Genomic DNA, 20,102 nt, shown 5'->3' on the forward strand with positions numbered 1-20,102 from the left:
CTCAAAAAAATCAATTTTTTCAATGCCTTAAGTGCCGCGCGTTTCGCGTGCGAAACATTTACGGTTTTGCGCAACCCTGTGTGCTGAGCCCAGATGGTGAAAGGAGGCCCCGATGGCCAAGCGTAAACGATTGACCCCTGCCCGCGCCGCTGCCCCTGAGGGCGCCGCGCCGGAGACCAAATCGGGCTTCCCGCTCGGTGTGGCCCGTCACGCCCCCGCCGCCACCCCGCCCATCGCCCATGTGGCCGGACAAGCCGCCAGCGAGGCGGCCTTGCGAGAGCTTGCCGATGATGTGCGCCGCGCCCGCGACGAGGGGCGTTTGGTGCAAAGCCTGCCCCTTGATACGGTGGACGAGGGATATCTCGTGCGCGACCGCATCGCGGTGGAGGCCTCCGAGATGACCGCCTTGATGGAGAGCCTGCGCGCGCGCGGCCAGCAGACCCCGATCGAAGTGGTGGAGCTGGACGGTGGGCGCTTCGGGTTGATTTCCGGCTGGCGGCGGCTGAGCGCGCTGCGCGAATTGAGCCGCGAGGACCCTGCCCGTTTTGGCACGATTCAGGCTCTATTACGGCGTCCAGAGACTGCATCGGACGCCTACCGCGCCATGGTCGAGGAAAACGAAATCCGCGTCGGGCTGAGCTATTACGAGCGGGCACGCATCGTCGCGCGTGCGGCTTCCGAAGGCGTCTTTGCAGATACCTCTGCGGCGCTCTCGGGGCTGTTTGCCAGCGCCAGCCGTGCCAAACGCTCGAAAATCGGCAGTTTCTTGCGCCTGCATGATGCGCTCGATGATCGGCTGCATTTTGCCTCGGCTATTCCCGAACGGCTTGGCCTTGCATTGGTGAAGGCGCTTGAAGCCGATAAGGAATTTGCTGCGCGTTTGCGTGACCGGCTGCGCAAAACCCCGCCCGCCAGTGCCGCCGATGAGATCTCCGTGCTCGAGCGGGCCATTGATGCCCATGCGCCCAAAACAGAGACTGTTTCACCGCGAAACAAGGTTGATGCGGCGCCAAAACCCGCAGAGCCCCAAGGTGTTCAGCTCCAGCGTTCCAAAGGGCGCTTGGTGATTTCGGGGGCCGGCGTGACCGAGACATTCGAGGCCGATTTGCGTGACTGGCTGGCTGCGCGTTTGAGCAATCACTAGATCGTCTTGTAACATTTGGGCCTATAATATGGGGCAGGGCAAAACCGCCCTGCCCTCATTTTTTGCATATGACCATATGACAGCATTTGACGGCTCATTTTCGCCAAATGCCGTTTGTGTCGTGTCTAATTAACACTTTGCTAACCATATTCTGGCCTTCCTGAAGGGGAGCCCTTGATCAGTCTTCTATGGAAGAAGCGCGGGGCAAGGAGGCCCGATGGGTGTATCAGGTTTGGTTGTATCAACAGGTCCGGACATGTCTTCGCGGCGCGACGATATTGATACGTTGCGGGCCATCGCGTGCATTGCTTTGGTGTCATACCATGTGGTCGGCAGCCATTCCGGTGCGGGGCTGCATTTGCCGCCCGAGCATTGGCTAAGCCTCCTCAATCAAACCTTTATCGACATGCGCATGCCGCTGTTCAGCTTCATTTCCGGTTTTGTTTTTGTGGCCTCGGGCGCAGGGCGCGGGGCAGGGGCGCGGCTTGCCGGTAAGGCGCGGCGGTTGCTTGTTCCGATGTTGGTGGTGGGCGCGCTGTTTTGGTGGCTGCGCAGCCTGACGGTCGGGCCGCAGGGGCCGCTTTGGCACATCGCGGTTCTGCCCTATGCGCATTTTTGGTATCTGCAAGCGACCTTTGTTTTGATGGCCGTATTGATCGGCGCGATCTACATGACCCAAGACAGGGCCTCTGCCCTGCGACCGGCCACCGACAGCGAGTTGCGCGTTGGGGCGGCGTTGCTTGGCCTGACGGTGTTTTTGTGGCTTTGGGGCGCGCGGGCCGAGGTCAATATTTTTGCGGTCAATAATGCACTCTATATTGGCCCGTTCTTCTTTGCCGGCTTTATTCTTGCGCGATCAGGGCGCGGCCTGAAGGCGCTTTTGGGCGGCGGCACGACGCGGCGGGTGCTGGGCGGTGGCATATTGGCTCTGGCTGTGTTGATGGGCGCGCTCCTCGCCTTGGAGGCGGTGACGCTTGCAGGGCCTGCGCGGCGGGCAATGACCTTGGTTTTGGGGGCGGCGGCCTGCGGCGGGTTGATGCTGTTGCGGCCACGCTCGGCGTTGATGGCCCGTTTGGGCCGTGCCTCCTATGCGATCTACCTGTTCCATGTGTTTTTCACCGCAGGCACGCGCATCGTTTTGTTGCGGATTTGGCCCGATATGGACGTGGCTCTGATCTGGAGTCTGGCGCTGTCTGCGGGATTGATCGGGCCGGTTGTGGTGCAATGGGGGGCCCTTGCCGCGCCGATGGGCCTGTCGCGGATTGCGGGGCTGGCGCTCTTCGGGGTGCGTATACCCGCCAAAGCATCGCCTCCGGCGCGAGGGGGGAATGCTTACCAGCACGGCAAAGGCTATTCCTTACTGTCCTAGCGCGATTTCGCGCCGAAACAGCGTATGAATTCCCCTAAGTTTTCGAGGTGATGGCCGCATGGATATGCTCGGCCAAAAGCGCGGCATTGGCACCGGCATCATGATGCGCCATCACGCGGGCGCGCCCCTCGGCTCCCATCTTGGTGAGGGTCTCGGGGGCGGCATCCATCGCGGCGCGCATGGCCTGTGCGATGTCGTCCACCGATCCGGCGGGGATGATCCAGCCGACATTGCCGTCGACCAATTCGGGGATCCCGGCGATATAGGTCGAGATCGCAGGGCGGCCGAGCGCCAGTGCCTCCATGATCACCACCGGCAAGCCTTCGGCAAAGCTGGGCAGCAAAAGCGCGCGTGCCGCGCCCAGATGTGCGCGCACCTCGGCATTGGTTTTCCATCCCAACAGCGTGACGTTTTCTTGCAAGCCGTGCTGCGCGATGAGCGCCTCGATTTGCGGGCGGATATCGCCATCACCGATCAACTCAAGACGCATATCAGGGTGTGTTAGAGCCACTTTTGCCGCTGCTTCAACGATCAAAAGCTGTGCCTTTTGCGGGCAGAGCCGCCCGACGCAGACAAAGGGCGCATCGGGGCCAAAGGGGGCGGTGGATGCGGGGAATTCGCCCATATCAATGCCGCAATGGACAATGCGGATCTTGTCCCATTGATCATACCCCGCCGCCAAAGCCACCTGTGTGCGGCAAAAATGCGAGATGGCGGCGACAAACCGCGCCTCGCGGGTTTTGAACTTCAAGGAGGCAGGGCCCCAATCGATCAGCTCATCGGGCCCGTGGACCATAAAGCTGAACTCTGGCCCGCCGAGGCGATGGGCCAATAGGGCGACTGCCGCCGAATTGGTGGAAAAATGCGCGTGGATATGGGCAATGCCATCGCGTTTTGCGGCGCGCTTGAGCGAGATGGCCTCTAGGAGATAGGCGGCGTGGCGGATGACGCCGCCGCGGGCGTTGCCGACCAACCGGCCCCATGCTTTGATCGCTGAAAGAAGGCCGCGCGGGTTGGCGGCGGCTTCGCGAAAGAAATCCGCCAGCAAAGCCTTGGTGCGCCCTGACAAAAGATACTGGGTGCGGGCCTGTTCTTCGATGTCTTGCGGATCGACCAAGGCGGTGTCCCATGGCCGGATCGCATAGCGCGTCACATCATGGCCCTGCGCCTCCAGCGCATGGATTTCGCGGCGGATGAAGGTGGTGCTGGTCATCGGATAGGCGTTCAAAAGATAGCCGATTTTGAGCGGTGGCGTGGCGGTTGATGCGCCGGTTGATGTGGTGGTCATCCCTTGCGCGCCTCCGTGATCAAACGGGCCACTGCGATTGACAGATCATGCGGCACCAAGGGGCTTTGACCGCCGCTTGGCAGGGCCTGTGCAAAGGCGGTGAGGATGGGGTGATACATATTGGCCCCGAAACCGTGATAGGCACCCATACCGTGGCCAAGGCGGGCTTTGAGGCGGCGCAGGGCGGGCATGGCTTTGAGTTTGGCCAGCCTCCCTTCCGCGTAAATCCCATCAGCGGGGGGCGATGTTGGGCTGAAATAGTCTCTGATCTGGAGGTGCTCACCGCCCAAGGCGCTGCCCAGGCACAGGTGCCGCCCGCCGTTCGAGACGGATAGGCTATTCGCCCCGCCCATATCAAGCGCCACGGTGATCATGCTACGCGCGCCGCTCTCATGGGTCAGCAATAAGGTCGCGCCCAGATCGACGCTCTTGTCGCCGCGGCGCAGGTTGGTTTGGACATCGGCGACGCGGCCGAAGAGATCTTGCGCATAGGCCAAGCCATAGATCGCGCGATCGAGGATCGCACCGCCCGTTTCCGGATCAAACAGGCCGGGCATGGCGGCGGGGGCGACGGGCATCGAGAAATCAAATGTCATCCGCTGCGTCCCCGCCGCGGGCCCGAGATTGCTCTTCAGGGCGCGATAGGCGGGCAGGGCGAGGGTCCAAATGTTTTCCATCAAGGTCACGCCGCGTTCGGCCGCGAGGGCGCATAGGGCTTCGGTCTGTGTTGCCGTGGTGGTCAGCGGTTTTTCGACCAAGACCGGCAGCCCTGCCATGAGCGCCGCGCGGGCCAATGCGGCGTGCTGGCCGTTGGCATTGGCGATATAGACGGCTTTGATCTTCGAAGATAAAAACTCTTCTTCTTTATCAAATGCTTGACCGCAATCTAGGGCCTGCGCGAATGCCGTGGCGCGGGGCAGGGCGCCGGAGAGCACCGCAGCAGGCGCGAACTCTGCACTGGTCTGCAGCGCGCGGGTCATCGTGGCGGCCATCCGTCCGGTGCCAATGATACCGATGGGGGTCTTGGTCATGGGCGGTCTTCCTTCAAAACAGTCTCTATTACGCCCGAACTAGGCGAGTTTTTCGGCCCAAGCCATTGGCGCAACGGGGGCGAAACGGGTTTGCATTTGCACCGCTCCGGCGGTTTCTCCCGCGTTTTGAAGCGCCAGTGTCACCTCGTTGATATGCAGCGCCAGATCGGGCGACATCCGGCAGGGGCGTGCATCGCGGATTGCCTCTAACATCTCCACAGGGCCGAGCGCGAAATTCATCGCAGCGGCGCCTTTGCGACCCAATTTGGCATGGGTTTCCCCCTTGGGCAGGCGCAGTTTTTTGGCAAAGGGCGCCTGCATCAACCGGCGGCGCAGGGTGAAGCGTTTGCGGTATTTCACCGGCGTGTCGTTCTTCCAGCATTCATCGATGGAAATCACCCCTTTGTCGCCGATGATCTGTAATTCGTGATCATGGGGCGCGAGGATCGAACAGGTCAGCCGCGCGACAACGCCGCTTTCAAAAAACAGCGCGCCAATAGAGAAGTCCGGCGCACATTCTTCGGCGGGGATTTCCTTGTCGGCAAGGTTGGCCGAGGCGGCAACCACAGTGCGCACAGGGCCAAACATCGGCAAGAGCCATGCAAGGTAGTAACCCGCGTGTTCAACGGTGCAGCCCACGCGAAATTCATCCGCATAGGGCCAAGGTGCGCCGCTGTCGGAGGTCCATTTTTTATAGGGCGCTTGCGGGATGAAATCATCGTCCATTTCCGCGTAAACGAGGCGGATTTTTCCGGCGACATCTTCGCGCACGGCGGCCCAAAGGGTTTGCGCGGTCTCGCTCAAAAGGCTGCAGGGCGCCGATGCGATGCGCAGGCCCTTGGTTTCGGCCAATCGGGTCAGCTCATGGGCTTGATCCATTTGCATCGCCAGCGGTTTTTCCGAATAAACGTGATGCCCCGCCTCAAGGCAGGCACGGCTTACGTCATAATGGGCGTGCGGATTGGTCAGGTTGAGGATTATGCCCTGCGCATCGGTGGCCTCGAACAGGGCCTGCATAGACGCGATCGGGGTCAGCTTCCAATAGTCGCAAAACGCATCGCGCCGCGCGGTATCGATGTCATAGACGCCATTGATGCGGATATCGGGATAGAGCGCGAAGGAGCGCAGGTAGAGATCGGCGACATAGCCCGCCCCGATGATCGATACATTTAGCAAATCCAGTCCCGCCTGCATTCATCCCGTGTTGCGGCAGACTAAGAAGATCGGCGCGCAAATGGCAATTGAAACCGCCGTTTTGCGGGGCTGTTGATGGCAGGGGCGGCGGCATTGCAACACGAAATGGCAGCTGGCGGTTTTCGCGCTGTTTGCTTTGGCGCCGGCGCGGCGCTCAGGGGGAGGGCGCGCGGGCTGGCGAGGTGTTGTTAACCAGCGTGTTACAGGTTGACCGCTCTAGCTTCTGAGGAGACGCCCGTATGGATATTGGATCCGGTTATTCGCTTTCGGCCTGCAGTTTGGCGCAGGATGTGTCCTATTCGGGCCCGCAGCCGCTTGCTCCGCTGGCGGGGATTTTGGACGCGCAAAAGGTGATCATCATCGGCGCGTCGATCACCGAAGCGGCGTTTGAAACCGATAACGTGGTGAATGCCAATATCGCGGCCCATGCGGCGGCGCTTGGCTTTACCGGCACGGTGGTCAGCTATGCGCAATCGGGCGACCGGATCGCGCAGGGCATCGATCAGGCGGCCGCAGCGAAAGCCGATCATGCCGCGAGTGAGGGCAGCAACCTCTATATCGCCCATATCGGCGGTAACAATGTCAGCGCCCATCGACCCTATCCTGGCGGAGAGCCGGAATTTACCAACCAATATACCACCCTTTTGTCCAATATCACCGCCACGGATAAAATCGTGCCCCTGCCTTTGACCAAGCGGCTTTACGGGATTGACGAGGCGGGGTATCCGGCCAATCCCAATGATGTGGACAATACCGATCCGAACACGGATCAATACGGATCGTTGCCCTATAATGAAAATGCCATCTACCCCTTGATCGACACCTATGCGCCTGATTGGCGCGCGGCGGGTCAGGTGCCCTATGTCGATCCTTACGGGTTTATCGAGCGTAATCCGGATCTGTTGACCGCAGATGGGGTCCATGGCGCGGGCCATGCTTTTGCGCGCTATGTCCTGTCGAAGGTGGCCGCGCGGGCCTTGGGGCAGGGGGCGCAGGACAGCCGCGCAGGCAAGACATTGATGTACAGGTTCTCTGTCGGGGCGGCGCCCACCACCACCATCGCCCCGATCAACAATATCATCGCCTATGCCAATGGCACGGGGTATCCGGTCTTTACCGGCGCGCAATTCTTGGACGGCTCGGTCGATGGGCATTCTGTGCTGCGTGTGGGGAGCTTTAACAATGGTGGCAACGGGGCGGGCGCCGATGCGTTTGCCCGTATTGCCGACAGCCGTTTTCACGATGTGGATATGCTGTCGAAATATATCTACGTGCAGGGGAGCAATGTGGCGCGCATCACCATTGGCGGTTTGGCCGTCGGCGATACGGTCACGGCCACAGCGGTGGCGGGCCATAGCGCGGCATGGGATGCGCGATTGGGCGATTTGACGTTAAATGAGGGCGAGGTTTTGACCCTTAATCCGCAAAGCGATGCCGCTTCGAACCAAGTGGTGTTCCAACCCGTCACCGTTCCGGCAAGCGGCGAGATCACGTTTGATCTCGCGGTCTCCGCTGGGGCCACATATGGGCTGCTGTCCGGTTTGGGATTGGATTTCTCTTGAGGGCTGAGATCGCCCTCAAGAGCGAGAGTTTCAAGCGGCTTTGCGGCGACGGCGCATGGCGCCGAATGTGCCAAAGGCCCCGATCATCAAAAGCGCGCTCGCAGGCAATGGCACTGCGGGCGTTTCGTCTTCTTCCCAGATCACCTCGAGGGCGGCGATTTTGAAATAATCGCCATAGCCTGCCGCGCCGATGCCGAAGATCGACGAGATCGCGAGCGGGCCGGAGAAATCATAATAGCCGTAGTTATGGCCCAGAATGTCGAGATTGCCGTTGAACGACATGACGCCGCCGCCCGAGCTGATCACCGAGAAGGAAAAATCATCCCAGCTGCTGACATAGGAGAAGTAGATGCGGCTGATCGAAACGGCGCTGTCAAAGGCGAATTGCACGACCTCGTCGGGGCCGTAGCTGTCGACATAATGCTCGTCCGGCGTATGGCTGCAGCGCCACCAATGGCAGCTGGTGGTGGCGGCTGTGGTCACACCCAAACCATGGCTGTATTGGCCGACCAAGGCCTGCGTGCCGATCGAACCGTCGCTGTTGAGGTAATGGCCGGTGGCGGTGACGCCCATGCCCTCGCTCGAGGTGTATGAGTAGGAGTGGTCAAGCCCGCCGCTTCCGCGCAAGTCGATGACGTCGGTCACAGTGGCGGCCCCTGCAACAGATGCGCTCAGGGCAAGCAGAGCGGGGGCGATGATTTTCGTGAAGAGTGTCATGGCAGCGACCTCGAATGAATTAAAAAAAGCTTAACCCAAGATACCACATCGCGGTGGATCGGCAAGGCTCCGCCGATTTTACCCATGAAATAAAGGGGGAATCGTTAATTTTGGCGATTTTTCAGGCGATTTTGTTTCCTTCGCGCGGCCAATATTGCCAAATTTCGATGATTGTTGGCGTTCGGCGGCGCAATAAATGCCGATTGGCCGCGGTCGCGGCACCGAATCGTCATAATTTTGCCGCAACGCGGCATTACCCGCCGCCGGCCCGATGGCCCGCTATAATTGTGCTTTTTTGTCAGGGCCTTACCTTTGTGCGCCCGCGCAGGCGATGCGCGTTGATCACAGCGCGCCACTGCGGCGGGTTTTCTGCGTGACAGCATTAGATCGGGTTGTTACCCCTGATGGGACCGGTTTAACGAAGTGATTGATAATGGATATTGACCGCACAAATCTGCCAGGTGTTTTGCGTCTGACCCCGCGCCGTTTTGGCGATGCGCGCGGGTTTTTCAGCGAAAGCTGGAACCGCAAAACCCTCCTTGCTGCGGGGGTCGAGTTGCCCGAATTTGTCCAAGACAACCATTCGCTGTCGGCCCGCGCCGGCACGGTGCGCGGCTTGCATTTCCAATCGCCCCCCCATGCGCAGGGCAAATTGGTGCGCTGCGGGCGCGGTGCGCTTTATGATGTGGCGGTGGATGTGCGCAAAGGCTCGCCCACCTACGGGCAATGGACCGGCGCCGAATTGAGTTTCGAGAACGGCGCGCAATTGTGGATCCCTGCGGGGTTCTTGCACGGCTTCATGACCCTCACGGATGACACCGAGATCGTTTATAAATGCACCGATCACTATGCGCCCGAATGTGACGGCGCGGTGCATTGGGACAGCTGCGGCATTGACTGGCCGATGCCCGAAGGGGCCGAGGCCCTGCTTTCGGACAAGGATGCGGCGGCGCAAGGATTGGCTGCGTTCGACAGCCCCTTTACATGGGAGGGCGGGGCGTGAAGCTGCTCATTACCGGCGGGGCCGGTTTTATCGGATCGGCGGTGGTGCGTTTGGCGATTGCGCGCGGGCATCAGGTGGTCAACCTCGATGCGCTGACCTATGCGGCCTGTCTGGACAATGTGGCCGAGGCGGCGCAAAGCCCCGATTACGCCTTTGTCCATGCCGATATCCGCGACCGTGCAGCGCTGGATGCGGCATTTGCGGCGCATAAGCCCGATGCGGTGATGCATCTGGCCGCCGAAAGCCATGTGGACCGCTCGATCGACGGGCCGGGGGCCTTTATCGAAACCAATGTCACCGGCACCTATAATATGCTCGAGGCGGCGCGGGCCTATTGGACGGCGCAAGGCAAGCCCGAGACCTTCCGTTTCCATCACATTTCCACCGATGAGGTTTACGGCACCTTGGGCGCGACGGGGCTCTTTACCGAAGAGACCCCCTATGCGCCAAACAGTCCCTATTCCGCCTCAAAAGCCGCCTCTGACCATCTGGTGCGGGCTTGGGCCGAGACCTACGGTCTGCCCGTCGTCTTGACCAATTGCTCGAACAATTACGGCCCCTATCATTTCCCCGAAAAGCTGATCCCCGTGGTGATTTTGAACGCGCTGGCGGGCAAGGATCTGCCGATTTACGGCGACGGATCGAACGTGCGCGACTGGCTCTATGTCGAGGATCACGCCGATGCGCTTTTGCTGGTGGTGCAAAAGGGCGTCTTGGGGCGCAGCTATAATGTCGGCGGCGAGAACGAGCGCACGAACCTGCAACTGGTGCAGGCGCTGTGCGATATTCTCGACCGCAAACGCCCCAAACAGAGCGGCTCCTACGCCGATCAGATCACATTTGTCACCGACCGCCCCGGCCATGATGCGCGCTATGCGATTGATCCCACCCGTATCCGCAGCGAATTGGGCTGGACGCCTTCGGTGACGGTCGAAGAGGGGCTGGAGAAAACTGTCGACTGGTATCTGGCCAACGAGACGTGGTGGCGCGCCTTGCAAGCGCGCGAGGGCGTTGGTGAACGTTTGGGCAAAGCGTGATGTTGGTCTTTGGCTCAACCGGACAGGTGGCGCGCGAATTGGCGCGGATTTTGCCCGATGCGGTGTTTTTGGGCAGGGATAGAGCCGATTTATCCGATCCTGCCGCCTGCGCTGCGGCCATTGCGGCCCATAAGCCCGCCGCCGTGATCAACGCCGCCGCATGGACCGCCGTCGACGCCGCCGAGACCGAGGAAGCGGCCGCGATGGTGGTCAACGCCGAAGCCCCCGCCGCCATGGCGCGCGCCTGCGCCGATCTGGGCATTCCCTTCGTGCATATCTCGACCGATTATGTGTTCGATGGCGGGGGCGATGCGCCCTTTGCCCCCGATCATCCCACCGCGCCTTTGGGCGCCTACGGGCGCACGAAACTGGCGGGCGAGCAGGGCGTGCGCGCCGCAGGGGGCATTCATGCCATTTTGCGCACCTCTTGGGTGTTTTCCGCCCATGGCAACAACTTCGTCAAAACCATGCTGCGGCTGGGGGCCGAGCGGGACCGTCTGACCGTCGTCGGCGACCAGATCGGCGGGCCGACCCCTGCGGCGGGGATCGCGCGGGCCTGCGCGGCCATGGCAGAGCAATTGATCCAAAACCCGAAGTTGAGCGGGATTAGACACTATAGCGGCGCGCCTGATGTCTCTTGGGCGGATTTCGCCCGCGAGATTTTCGCGCAATCTGGCATGGCTTGCGAGGTCGCCGATATCCCCACATCCGACTATCCGACCCCTGCTGCGCGGCCGCTCAATTCGCGGATGGACTGCGCCAGCCTTGCCGATTTCGGCCTCGCGCGTCCCGATTGGCGCGCGGGCCTCACCGATGTATTGAAAGACTTGGGAGCCATTTCATGAGCGAAACACAAGCGCGCAAAGGCATTATTCTGGCCGGCGGCTCGGGCACGCGGCTGTATCCGCTGACCATTGCGGTGTCGAAACAATTGATGCCGATCTATGACAAGCCGATGATCTATTACCCGCTGTCGGTTCTGATGCTGTCGGGCATTCGCGAGATCGCGGTGATCACCACGCCGCAAGACCAGCCGCAGTTCAAACGCCTGCTCGGCGATGGCAGCCAATGGGGGCTGAGCTTGACCTATATCGAGCAACCCTCGCCGGACGGTTTGGCGCAGGCCTATATTCTGGCCGAGGATTTTCTGGACGGCGCGCCCTCGGCGATGGTTCTGGGCGATAATATCTTCTTTGGCCACGGCCTGCCCGAAATGCTCGCCTCTGCGGGGGGCAAGGATGTGGGCGGCACGGTCTTCGGCTATCATGTGGCCGATCCCGAACGCTACGGTGTGGTGAAATTCGCGCCCGATGGCACGGTCGAGCAGATCATCGAAAAACCCGATGTCGCGCCGAGCAATTATGCCGTGACGGGGCTTTATTTCCTTGACGGCGAAGCGCCCAAGCGCGCCCGCGCCGTGACCCCATCGGAGCGCGGCGAGTTGGAGATCGTCACGCTGTTGGAAAGCTACCTGTCCGACGGGACGCTCTCGGTGGAGCGTATGGGGCGCGGCTATGCGTGGCTCGACACGGGCACGCACGCCAGTTTGCTCGATGCGGGCAATTTCGTGCGCACCCTGTCCGAACGCCAAGGGATGCAATCGGGCTGCCCCGAAGAGATCGCCTATGTCAAAGGCTGGATCGATGATGCGCAAATGCAGGCCCATGCCGAGACCTTTGGCAAAACCGCTTACGGCAAATATCTGGCGCGGCAACTGGCGGATCGCCAGCAGGGCCGCGGATAGATGAGCCTTCTGGCGCGCTTTATGCGCCGCGGCGCGCAGGCGGCCGAGGGCATGGCGCCGCAAGAGCCGCTTGCCGTGGTGGGCGATATCCACGGGCGCGATGATCTTTTGGATTTGATGCTGGCGCGGCTGACACCGACCGAGGCGCGGATCGTCTTTGTCGGCGATTATGTTGATCGCGGCAGCGGCAGCGCGGCGGTCTTGCGCCGTTTGCAAAGCCTATGCGCCGAGCGCGCGGGAACCCTATGCCTCAAAGGCAACCACGAGGATATGATGCTGCGGTTTCTGGCCGATCCGCAAGACAATGCCGGATGGCTCACTTACGGCGGGTTAGAGACGCTTTCGAGCTTTGGCATCGACGGGGCAGGGGGGGCGCCTGCGGATCTGGCCGAGGCTTTGCGCGCCAAGATGGGGGCGCAGATGATCGACTGGCTCGCCGCCCTGCCGCATCTGTTTCAAAGCGGCAATGTCGCGGTCAGCCATGCGGGCGCCGATCCCGCGCGCGCCATCACCGACCAAAGCGACGAGGCGCTGGTTTGGGGGCAAACCGGATACGGGCGGATGCAGCGCAGCGACGGCATATGGGTCGTGCATGGCCATGTGATTGCGGCGCGCGTCACCGCGCAGATGGGCCATATCAACGTCGATACCGGCGCCTATAAGACGGGGCGCTTGTCGGCGGCGATCCTGCGGGCAGGGGCCTTTGAGGTGGCCGAGGTGCGCGCCTAATCCGCGCCGAACAGATCGCGGGTAAAGACCTTGTCGATGGCGCCTGCGAGGTCTTCGGTCACGCGGTTGGCGACGATCACATCGGAGGCGGATTTGAACGCCTCCAGATCGCGCATCACTTTTGACCCGAAAAACGCATCCTCCTTGAGCACCGGCTCATAGACGACGACCTCGATGCCCTTGGCCTTGAGCCGTTTCATGATGCCCTGAATCGAGGATTGGCGGAAATTGTCGCTGCCCGCTTTCATCACCAGACGGTAGATGCCGACCACCTTTGGCCGTTTGGCGATGATCTGGTCGGCGAGAAAATCCTTGCGGGTGCGGTTGGCGTCGACGATCGCGCGAATGAGATTTTGCGGCACTTCGGAATAGTTGGCCAACAATTGTTTGGTGTCCTTGGGCAGGCAATAGCCGCCATAGCCAAAGGAGGGATTGTTGTAGTGATTGCCGATGCGCGGATCGAGGCCGATGCCTTCGATGATCTGGCGGCTGTCCATACCGCCGGCCATGGCATAGCTGTCCAGCTCGTTGAAAAACGCCACGCGCATCGCAAGGTAGGTATTGGCAAAAAGCTTGATCGCCTCGGCCTCATTGGCATCGGTCAAAAGGACGGGCACATCCTTTTTGATCGCCCCTTCCAGCAGCAGATCTGCAAAGGCGCGCCCGCGTGCGGATTGGTCCCCGACGATGATCCGGCTGGGGTAGAGGTTGTCATAGAGCGCGCGGCCCTCGCGCAAGAACTCGGGGCTGAAGATCACGCGGGTGGTGCCATAGAGGGCCTGTTGCTGCGCAATAAATCCCACGGGCACGGTGGATTTGACCACAATCGTGGCCTCTGTGTTGATCTCCAGAACGGCTTTGATCACGGCTTCGACGCTGGAGGTGTCAAAATAATTATTGTCGGGGTCGTAGTTGGTCGGGGTGGCGACAATGACAATTTGCGCGTCTTGATAAGCTTCGCTGGGATCGATGGTCGCCGTCAGGTTCAGCGACTTATGTGCCAAAAACTCTTCCAACTCGGGATCGGTGATCGGGCATTGCCGCGCATTGAGCATCTCCACCCGCGCGGCCGAAATATCCACAGCAGTCACATGATGGGTCTGCGCAAGTAAAACGGCGTTCGACAGCCCAACATAGCCGATACCAGCAACTGCAATTTTCATCTGTGGCTCTTCCGTCTGCTCATGTTTTGGTGGGGGTGTGGATCTACATATGGGCGCTGTGATGACGCGTGTCGCATGCCTAAGCAATGGCTTTGGCATTTCGATGGCCTTTGTGGCACGTAATATGGGCGATCGTGGGGAAAAACATATTAGCATTCGCACAGGAGTTGGCGAAGATGTTTTGCCTTTTTGGCCGAGGATCTGCGCGAAATTCTAAAGCGTGTTCTTTTTGTCGTTTGATTACAGGTGCTTGTGGAGTCTTCTCCGTCGGACTTTAGAAGCCCAAAACGCGGTTCAAACGCATTTTAATGCTCGCGAATTCAAGCAGCATAGGCCCGAGCACGCCCACAGACGTGCCGATCAGCAGGTGAAACCATAGGTTTTCAACACCGGTTTCCACGAGCGCGGTTCGGGAGAAAGCCGTGAAAAAGATATGCGCGAGATAGATTGCCATTGAGGAGCGCCCCAATCGGGTCAGAACGCCGGTGGCAAGGCTTTGCGAGTAGCGCGCGCAAACACCGGCAACAAGCAAAATAAACCCGATCGCAGCAGGCAACCCCAAGATCAAAAACGGGGCCGCAATGGGGGCGTCGATGAAGCGGAGAAGCTCTGCGAGGCAGAAGGCCCCGCCACCTAAAAGGATGAGCGCATTTGGCGTAATCGCCCGCAGCCGGTCCCGGGACGAGAGTTCTTTCATGACGACACCAACCAGGAAATAGGGAAGGTAGGAGATCGACTGATTGAGCCAGATGTTGAAAAATCCTACCCCGTATTTAACCAGTAGCGCAGTGGTGATTATCAAAAGGGAAAAGGTCAGTATCTGCCTGCGCGTTTGGGTAAAGGCGAGAGGCATGCAGATGATCTGTATCAGCAAGAGCGCGTATAGGAACCATAAGTGGGTTCCAAAAGGTACTGGAAAGCTGAGCAAGCGGTCGAGGCTAAAGGCCGTGTTGACGTGGGAGGACATGAGAATTTTCACGCCTACAAAGGCGTAATACCAAATCACCAGCGGATAGAGCAGACGCAGTGCGCGCCCCTTGATAAATGCGCCGGCTGTTTGCCGTTTGCCGGTGCGAAAGACAAAACCGGACAGGATGAAAAATACCGGCATGTGGAAGAGGTAGATCGCCTGATCAACGTGTCGAAAGAGGTCGTGATCCGAGATGATCTCACTCTCGAACAAGCCGCGCCACACATGCCCAAAAACAACCAAGATAATGGCTGTGCCTCGGGCCATGTCGATCCACGTCATGCGGGCCTGCGATTGAGGTGGGGTGCCCTTGGCTATCATGCGGTGCGGGGTGATAGCAAAACTCGTCTATTTATTTGAAAAGGCTTTAATATTCACTCTCCATCTATAGGGGGATTTTGGGGGTTTGGTAAATAAAATTTACTGTATTCGTTTGATGAAATAGCGAATTCATATGGGGTGCATGATCCTTGGGCCAAGCCAATCATGTGATGGGTCGCCATTCGCGGGCGCAGTTGTTTTACATAATCTACATTACGAGGCGAATGGCGGCGCGGCGATATCCGCAAAAGCAAACCCCCGCGCCAAAAGACGCGGGGGTTTGAAATCTCATAGCAACGGGCGCGCGGCCCGAAGGCTTACTTGCGGCGACGCGACAGGCCGAACAGAGCCAAAGCACCGGCCAGCATCGGCAAGCCCGCAGGCAGCGGCACGGTCGGCGTTACGTCTTCGTCGGTGACCGTCAAAACCACATCGCCGGACATATCCGGCGAGCCGAAATCGGCAACGGCCAATGTGTAAAGACCGGCGGACAGGGAGATGCCCGAAATCAGCGAGTTGCTGAAGGAGCCGGCAGGGCCGCACAGGGAATAGGGGCAGCTGTCGTCATCAAAGGCAAGCGCAGTGCCCGAAGCAGTGCCGCCCGCGTAGAGCGACAAGATCGGATCGATGGTCGGGCCCATTGTGTACATGCTATAGGTGCCATCACCAACGTAGAAGGTCATGGTGGCAATCGTGCCGGGGTCGCCGGCCGAGGCGCCGGTGTCGACAAACACCGTATCGGTGATGGTCAGCGCGGAGGCCGAAGACGCGGCGGCGATGCCGGTGGCGACGAGGGCAGTCTTCAAAAATGTCTTCATGTCATACTCCAATGCCTCTGGCAGCGAGGCGGTTCAAACTGTCTGCGCTCCAAACTCGTGAGCGCGATTACCCTTTGTTTTACCCTAGGTCGCAACACACGCCAAAGGGTATTTCATCAAAGCTGCGTAGTTTATTTTGCGGGTGCAGAAAGATCACAGAGCGGTTTTGCCCTTTAAATTAAGGGCCAATTAACCAAAGAAACGGTTTTTCCGGCAATTTGCCCCCGTTTTTTCGCCCAAAAAAGCGGCATTCGAGCGCCTTTACCCGCCGCGCTGCGGCTTTGAGCGCGGTTTAAACGAATCAATTTTCGGCAAAAACCGGCCCGCCGCGCGGCGGCTATTAGCAAATTTAATGTCTCTGAAGCCTATGCTCGCGGTGATGAATTCCCCCGTGTTTGCGGGGGTGGGGCCGCCCTTGGCTGCGGGCTGGCACAATGCGAAAGGGCGGGCATGGCACAAAATCGAACCGCAGGCGGGGCCGGTAAAACGGCGGTGTCCTCCTACCCCGCTGCGCTGCGGAAAATCCGGCCTGCGCTGGGGCTTGCAGGGCTGTTCAGCGCGGCGGTCGGTCTGCTGATGCTCACCGGATCGATCTATATGTTGCAGGTCTATGACCGTGTGCTCGGATCGGGATCGGTGCCGACGCTTTTGGGGCTCTTTGGCCTTGTGGTCGTGCTTTACGGCTTCTTGGGGCTTTATGATTTCTTGCGCGCGCGGGTTCTGGGGCGCGCGGCAATGCGTTTGGATCAATCGCTTGGCGAGACGGTATTTGCGCGAACATTGGACGTGCGGCGGCAAGGCGCCTCAAGCGGGTTGCGCGATCTGGAGATGGTGCGCGGCTTTTTGTCGGGGCCCGCGATGACGGGGATTTTGGACGTGCCATGGGTGCCGTTCTATTTGGCGATCCTCTTTGTGGTGCATCCATGGTTGGGGTGGTTGACCTTGGCGGGGGCGATGGTTGTGGCGGTACTGGCGGGCCTTGCGCAACTGTTCACACGCGCCCCGATCCGCGCCGCATCGGGGCATGATGCGGCAGAGCGCGAGTTTACCGAAGGCGCGCGGCGCGGGGCCGAAGCCTTGCATGCCATGGGCATGGTCGGGGCCGTGGCGCAGGTCTGGCAAACCCATCACCGCACCACATTGGGCGCGCATCAACACGCCGCCGGACCCAGCGAAAAGATCAGCGCCGCCAGCCGCGCGTTTCGCATGCTCTTGCAATCGGCGATCCTGACCATGGGCGCCTATTTGGTGCTACAGCAGGAAATTTCGGCGGGGATGATTGTCGCCTCTTCGATCCTCTCGGGTCGGGCCTTGGCGCCGGTGGATCAAGTGATCGGCCAATGGCGGACCATCGGCCATGCGATGGCGGCGCATCGGCGGTTGTCCGAAGAGTTTGCCTGCGCCGCGCCTCGCGCCCAAAGCGTCGCCCTGCCCGCGCCGCGCGGCGCGATCACCGTCAAAGGTTTGACCAAATTCGCACCGCTCCCCTCCGGTGTGCGCGCCTCGGCGGACCGCGCGCGGATGCTCACGCAGGTCGCTTTTTCCCTCGATCCGGGCGATGCGCTTGGGGTCATCGGGCACAGCGCCTCGGGAAAATCATCATTGGCGCGGATTTTGGCGGGGGTCTGGGCGCCGGACGCGGGCGAAATCCGCTTTGATGGGGCCACGCCCGATCAATGGCCGCGCGAAGAGTTGGGCCGCGCCATCGGGTATTTGCCGCAAGAGGTGGTGATGGTGCCAGGATCGATTGCGGAAAACATCGCCCGTTTTGAACCGGACCGCAAAAGCGAGGCGGTGATGGAGGCGGCCAAGCTGGCAGGGGTGCATGAGATGATCTTGGCCCTTGCGCAGGGCTATGAGACCATGGTTGGCGGGGCCGCGACACCACTCTCTGGCGGGCAAATCCAGCGGCTGGGCTTGGCCCGTGCCCTCTATGGCAACCCCAATATCGTCGTGTTGGACGAGCCGAACTCAAACCTCGATGCCGCAGGCGACGAAGCATTGGCGCAGGCCATTCGTGCCCTGCGCGCCCGCAAGGCCACAGTGATCGTCATGGCGCACCGCCCCTCGGCGATTGCAGCGGTGAACAAGGTGATGGTGCTGAAATCCGGCACAGTGGCACAGTTCGGCCCCAAAGAAGAGGTCTTGAGCGGTGGTAAGGCGGGGGCGCGAAACGCATCGGCTGCCCCTGCTTCGCGCGCCGCGCCTTTGGGAAAAACAGGCCCTGTTTCGCCTCAAACCCGTCCAAATGCCGCCCCGTCCGGCCCCGCCCATCCGGCCTTGACGGCGCGTGCGGCGAAACCTGCAGTGGGCAAATCCGCCCAGATGCAGGCCGCCTCCGCTGCGTCAGCACAGGGGGCAGCACAGGGGCCAGCACAGGGAAAGGCGCCTGCCCCCACCCCGCAAAGCGCCCCGCATGAGCCGCCATCGCGTCCCTTTGCTCCCGCAGGGGTTTCGGCACCGGCGGGCACGGCCATGCCGTCCTTTGTGCCCAAATCCCCTGCCGCAACGCTTTCGCGGAGCGCAACGGGCCGCATTGATACGGGCGGTATTGATACCGGATGGGCCGAGGAAATGGCCTCGATCAATGCCCGCGCCCGCACTTCACCCGCACAGGAGACCCCATGCAAACCGCAGATGTTCCGCAGCTCCAGACCGAATTAAGCCTGCTCGCACGGTTCGGCGCGGTGGCGGCCTTGGTGCTGCTCGTTGCGCTCGGTTTTTGGGCCAGCTTTGTGCCAATCTCGGCCGCCGTGGTTGCGAGTGGCCAAATCGATGTGCGCGGCAAACCCAGCGTGGTGCAAAGCTTCGAAGGCGGCACCATTGCGGCCTTGCATGTGCGCTCCGGTGATCGCGTGTCAAAAGGCGATCTTTTGGTGCAACTCGACCCGACATTGTTGCAAGCCAGCCTCGAGGTTGCGCGGGCACGGCTTGGGGCGGCTTTGGCTCTGCGGGCGCGATTGATGAGCGAACATCAAGGTTTGCCCACGCCGGATTTCGACATCCCCGCCCTGCCCTTTACCTTGCCTGATCTGAGCGCCGAAGAAGAAGGACAGCGCCGGATTTTCGCGGCGCGGCGCGCGCTGTTTGACGGGCGCGATGCGCAATTGGCCGAGGCCGAGGTGCAAATCACCGCGCAATTGCAAGGATTGGCAGGGCAAATCCGTGCCAAACGCGATCAAATTGCCACCCTGCGCCGTCAAATCGACAATGCCCGTAGCCTCGCGGACCAAGGATTGGCGCGCAGCACGCAGGTGCTGGAACTGCAACGCATAGAGGCCGAGATTTTGGGTCAGATCGCCGGTTTGGAAAGCTCTGCGGCGCAGGTTGCGGGATCGCGCCAAGAGGCCCGCATCACCGCATTGCAAGCGCGGCGCGAAGTGGCCGAACAGGTGGCGACCGAACTGCGCGCCGCCAATGCCGAAATCGAAGAGTTGATCCCGCAAATCCTCAACACCATGGCGCGGCTGACGCAATTGTCGATCCGCGCGCCGATTGGCGGCATGGTGCATGAAATGGAGGCCACATTGGGCGGCGTCATCGCGCCTGGGGCCACGGTTTTACAATTGGTTGGGCAAGAACAGGGTCTGGTTTTCACCCTGCGGGTCGATCCCAGTCAAGCCGACCAGCTCGAGATCGGCCAACCCGCGCGCTTGGTCATCGCGGCCCTTCCGCGCGAAGCGCCGCAGCTTGCAGGGCGGCTTGAGCGGATTGCGCCAACCACCAGCACTGACCGTATGAGCGGCCAAATATACTATAGCGCCGAGGTCGAGGTTGCCGCCGCTGAACTGGCGCTCTTGGAGGGCTATGCCCTGCGCCCTGGCCTTCCGGTCGAGGGCTATCTAGAGCGCCCTGCCCGCAGCGCCATGGCCTATCTGCTCGATCCTTTGGCACGCCATCTCGACCATGCCTTTCGCGAGGAATAAAGCCCTCTCGTGAGAGAGAAAGGCGTTGCCTCACGGGGGGGCTGCCATATGATCGCCTCGGGATTTGAGTTGGGGCGTGCGGGTTT

General features: G+C 60.7%; 17 protein-coding genes. 10 read left to right on the forward strand and 7 right to left on the reverse strand.

Annotated features, from left to right (window positions below; all coding sequences use genetic code 11):
- Positions 1-112: 112 nt before the first annotated feature.
- The gene (locus tag ABWV64_RS15280; protein WP_353346825.1) at positions 113-1,144 is read left to right on the forward strand and encodes a ParB/RepB/Spo0J family partition protein; all 1,032 of its coding nucleotides are present in this window, start codon (positions 113-115) and stop codon (positions 1,142-1,144) included.
- Positions 1,145-1,400: 256 nt separating this feature from the next.
- Positions 1,401-2,513, forward strand: a complete 1,113-nt coding sequence (locus ABWV64_RS15285) for an acyltransferase family protein (RefSeq protein ID WP_353346827.1) — start codon at positions 1,401-1,403, stop codon at positions 2,511-2,513.
- 34 nt (positions 2,514-2,547) lie between these two features.
- Here ABWV64_RS15285 and ABWV64_RS15290 read toward each other — a convergent pair whose 3' ends face one another.
- Genes ABWV64_RS15290 through ABWV64_RS15300 form a run of 3 tightly spaced genes read right to left on the reverse strand, consistent with a single transcriptional unit; the run spans position 2,548 to position 6,008 of the window.
- Positions 2,548-3,801 (reverse strand): glycosyltransferase, encoded by a 1,254-nt coding sequence (locus ABWV64_RS15290; protein ID WP_353346829.1) that lies wholly within the window; start codon positions 3,799-3,801, stop codon positions 2,548-2,550.
- Positions 3,798-4,832, reverse strand: a complete 1,035-nt coding sequence (locus tag ABWV64_RS15295; protein WP_353346831.1) for a Gfo/Idh/MocA family protein — start codon at positions 4,830-4,832, stop codon at positions 3,798-3,800. Before ABWV64_RS15295 ends, ABWV64_RS15290 begins: the two co-directional genes overlap by 4 nt.
- A 39-nt stretch (positions 4,833-4,871) precedes the next feature.
- Complete coding sequence (locus tag ABWV64_RS15300) at positions 4,872-6,008, reverse strand: Gfo/Idh/MocA family protein (RefSeq protein ID WP_353346833.1); 1,137 nt, start codon at positions 6,006-6,008, stop codon at positions 4,872-4,874.
- Positions 6,009-6,265: 257 nt separating this feature from the next.
- Here ABWV64_RS15300 and ABWV64_RS15305 point away from each other — a divergent pair, with 257 nt between their 5' ends.
- The gene (locus ABWV64_RS15305; protein ID WP_353346835.1) at positions 6,266-7,588 is read left to right on the forward strand and encodes an SGNH/GDSL hydrolase family protein; all 1,323 of its coding nucleotides are present in this window, start codon (positions 6,266-6,268) and stop codon (positions 7,586-7,588) included.
- A gap of 30 nt (positions 7,589-7,618) precedes the next feature.
- Here ABWV64_RS15305 and ABWV64_RS15310 read toward each other — a convergent pair whose 3' ends face one another.
- The gene (locus ABWV64_RS15310; protein ID WP_353346837.1) at positions 7,619-8,305 is read right to left on the reverse strand and encodes a VPLPA-CTERM sorting domain-containing protein; all 687 of its coding nucleotides are present in this window, start codon (positions 8,303-8,305) and stop codon (positions 7,619-7,621) included.
- A 433-nt stretch (positions 8,306-8,738) separates the two neighbouring features.
- On the opposite strand from ABWV64_RS15310, the gene rfbC reads away from it, so the two are divergent.
- From rfbC to ABWV64_RS15335, 5 genes are read left to right on the forward strand one after another with little or no spacing between them, the layout of a single operon-like run.
- Positions 8,739-9,308 (forward strand): dTDP-4-dehydrorhamnose 3,5-epimerase, encoded by a 570-nt coding sequence (gene rfbC, locus ABWV64_RS15315; protein WP_353346839.1) that lies wholly within the window; start codon positions 8,739-8,741, stop codon positions 9,306-9,308.
- The gene (gene rfbB / locus ABWV64_RS15320) at positions 9,305-10,345 is read left to right on the forward strand and encodes a dTDP-glucose 4,6-dehydratase (RefSeq protein ID WP_353346841.1); all 1,041 of its coding nucleotides are present in this window, start codon (positions 9,305-9,307) and stop codon (positions 10,343-10,345) included. Before rfbC ends, rfbB begins: the two co-directional genes overlap by 4 nt.
- The gene (gene rfbD, locus ABWV64_RS15325) at positions 10,342-11,190 is read left to right on the forward strand and encodes a dTDP-4-dehydrorhamnose reductase (RefSeq protein ID WP_353346843.1); all 849 of its coding nucleotides are present in this window, start codon (positions 10,342-10,344) and stop codon (positions 11,188-11,190) included. The genes rfbB and rfbD overlap by 4 nt, the downstream gene beginning before the upstream one ends.
- Entirely contained in the window at positions 11,187-12,089 is a 903-nt protein-coding gene (gene rfbA, locus ABWV64_RS15330; protein WP_353346845.1) for a glucose-1-phosphate thymidylyltransferase RfbA, read from the forward strand. The genes rfbD and rfbA overlap by 4 nt, the downstream gene beginning before the upstream one ends.
- Positions 12,090-12,818 carry a metallophosphoesterase gene (locus ABWV64_RS15335; RefSeq protein ID WP_353346847.1) on the forward strand — a complete coding sequence of 243 codons (729 nt, stop codon included), beginning with the start codon at positions 12,090-12,092 and terminating at the stop codon, positions 12,816-12,818.
- On the opposite strand, the gene ABWV64_RS15340 is transcribed toward ABWV64_RS15335, so the two are convergent.
- From ABWV64_RS15340 to ABWV64_RS15350, 3 genes are all read right to left on the reverse strand, one after another.
- Positions 12,815-13,981 (reverse strand): nucleotide sugar dehydrogenase, encoded by a 1,167-nt coding sequence (locus ABWV64_RS15340; RefSeq protein ID WP_353346849.1) that lies wholly within the window; start codon positions 13,979-13,981, stop codon positions 12,815-12,817. The two genes, ABWV64_RS15335 and ABWV64_RS15340, sit on opposite strands and share 4 nt — an antisense overlap.
- Before the next feature lie 274 nt (positions 13,982-14,255).
- The gene (locus tag ABWV64_RS15345; protein WP_353346852.1) at positions 14,256-15,233 is read right to left on the reverse strand and encodes an acyltransferase family protein; all 978 of its coding nucleotides are present in this window, start codon (positions 15,231-15,233) and stop codon (positions 14,256-14,258) included.
- 356 nt (positions 15,234-15,589) lie between these two features.
- Positions 15,590-16,090, reverse strand: a complete 501-nt coding sequence (locus tag ABWV64_RS15350; RefSeq protein ID WP_353346854.1) for a DVUA0089 family protein — start codon at positions 16,088-16,090, stop codon at positions 15,590-15,592.
- A gap of 450 nt (positions 16,091-16,540) precedes the next feature.
- Here ABWV64_RS15350 and ABWV64_RS15355 point away from each other — a divergent pair, with 450 nt between their 5' ends.
- Positions 16,541-18,754 carry a type I secretion system permease/ATPase gene (locus ABWV64_RS15355; protein ID WP_353346856.1) on the forward strand — a complete coding sequence of 738 codons (2,214 nt, stop codon included), beginning with the start codon at positions 16,541-16,543 and terminating at the stop codon, positions 18,752-18,754.
- On the forward strand, positions 18,715-20,016 hold the full coding sequence (locus ABWV64_RS15360) for an HlyD family type I secretion periplasmic adaptor subunit (RefSeq protein WP_353346858.1): 1,302 nt from the start codon (positions 18,715-18,717) through the stop codon (positions 20,014-20,016). The genes ABWV64_RS15355 and ABWV64_RS15360 overlap by 40 nt, the downstream gene beginning before the upstream one ends.
- Positions 20,017-20,102 lie beyond the last annotated feature (86 nt).

This window comes from Litorivita sp. NS0012-18 (genome assembly GCF_040371945.1).
Taxonomy (GTDB): Bacteria; Pseudomonadota; Alphaproteobacteria; order Rhodobacterales; family Rhodobacteraceae; genus Litorivita.

Bases quoted from the DNA above. Each gene is read 5' to 3' on its own strand.
- ABWV64_RS15280 (WP_353346825.1), top strand. From the start codon at position 113: ATGGCCAAGCGTAAACGATTGACCCCTGCCCGCGCCGCTGCCCCTGAG.
- ABWV64_RS15285 (WP_353346827.1), top strand. From the start codon at position 1,401: ATGTCTTCGCGGCGCGACGATATTGATACGTTGCGGGCCATCGCGTGC.
- ABWV64_RS15290 (WP_353346829.1), bottom strand. From the start codon at position 3,801: ATGACCACCACATCAACCGGCGCATCAACCGCCACGCCACCGCTCAAA.
- ABWV64_RS15295 (WP_353346831.1), bottom strand. From the start codon at position 4,832: ATGACCAAGACCCCCATCGGTATCATTGGCACCGGACGGATGGCCGCC.
- ABWV64_RS15305 (WP_353346835.1), top strand. From the start codon at position 6,266: ATGGATATTGGATCCGGTTATTCGCTTTCGGCCTGCAGTTTGGCGCAG.
- ABWV64_RS15310 (WP_353346837.1), bottom strand. From the start codon at position 8,305: ATGACACTCTTCACGAAAATCATCGCCCCCGCTCTGCTTGCCCTGAGC.
- rfbC (WP_353346839.1), top strand. From the start codon at position 8,739: ATGGATATTGACCGCACAAATCTGCCAGGTGTTTTGCGTCTGACCCCG.
- rfbA (WP_353346845.1), top strand. From the start codon at position 11,187: ATGAGCGAAACACAAGCGCGCAAAGGCATTATTCTGGCCGGCGGCTCG.
- ABWV64_RS15335 (WP_353346847.1), top strand. From the start codon at position 12,090: ATGAGCCTTCTGGCGCGCTTTATGCGCCGCGGCGCGCAGGCGGCCGAG.
- ABWV64_RS15340 (WP_353346849.1), bottom strand. From the start codon at position 13,981: ATGAAAATTGCAGTTGCTGGTATCGGCTATGTTGGGCTGTCGAACGCC.
- ABWV64_RS15345 (WP_353346852.1), bottom strand. From the start codon at position 15,233: ATGACGTGGATCGACATGGCCCGAGGCACAGCCATTATCTTGGTTGTT.
- ABWV64_RS15350 (WP_353346854.1), bottom strand. From the start codon at position 16,090: ATGAAGACATTTTTGAAGACTGCCCTCGTCGCCACCGGCATCGCCGCC.
- ABWV64_RS15355 (WP_353346856.1), top strand. From the start codon at position 16,541: ATGGCACAAAATCGAACCGCAGGCGGGGCCGGTAAAACGGCGGTGTCC.
- ABWV64_RS15360 (WP_353346858.1), top strand. From the start codon at position 18,715: ATGCAAACCGCAGATGTTCCGCAGCTCCAGACCGAATTAAGCCTGCTC.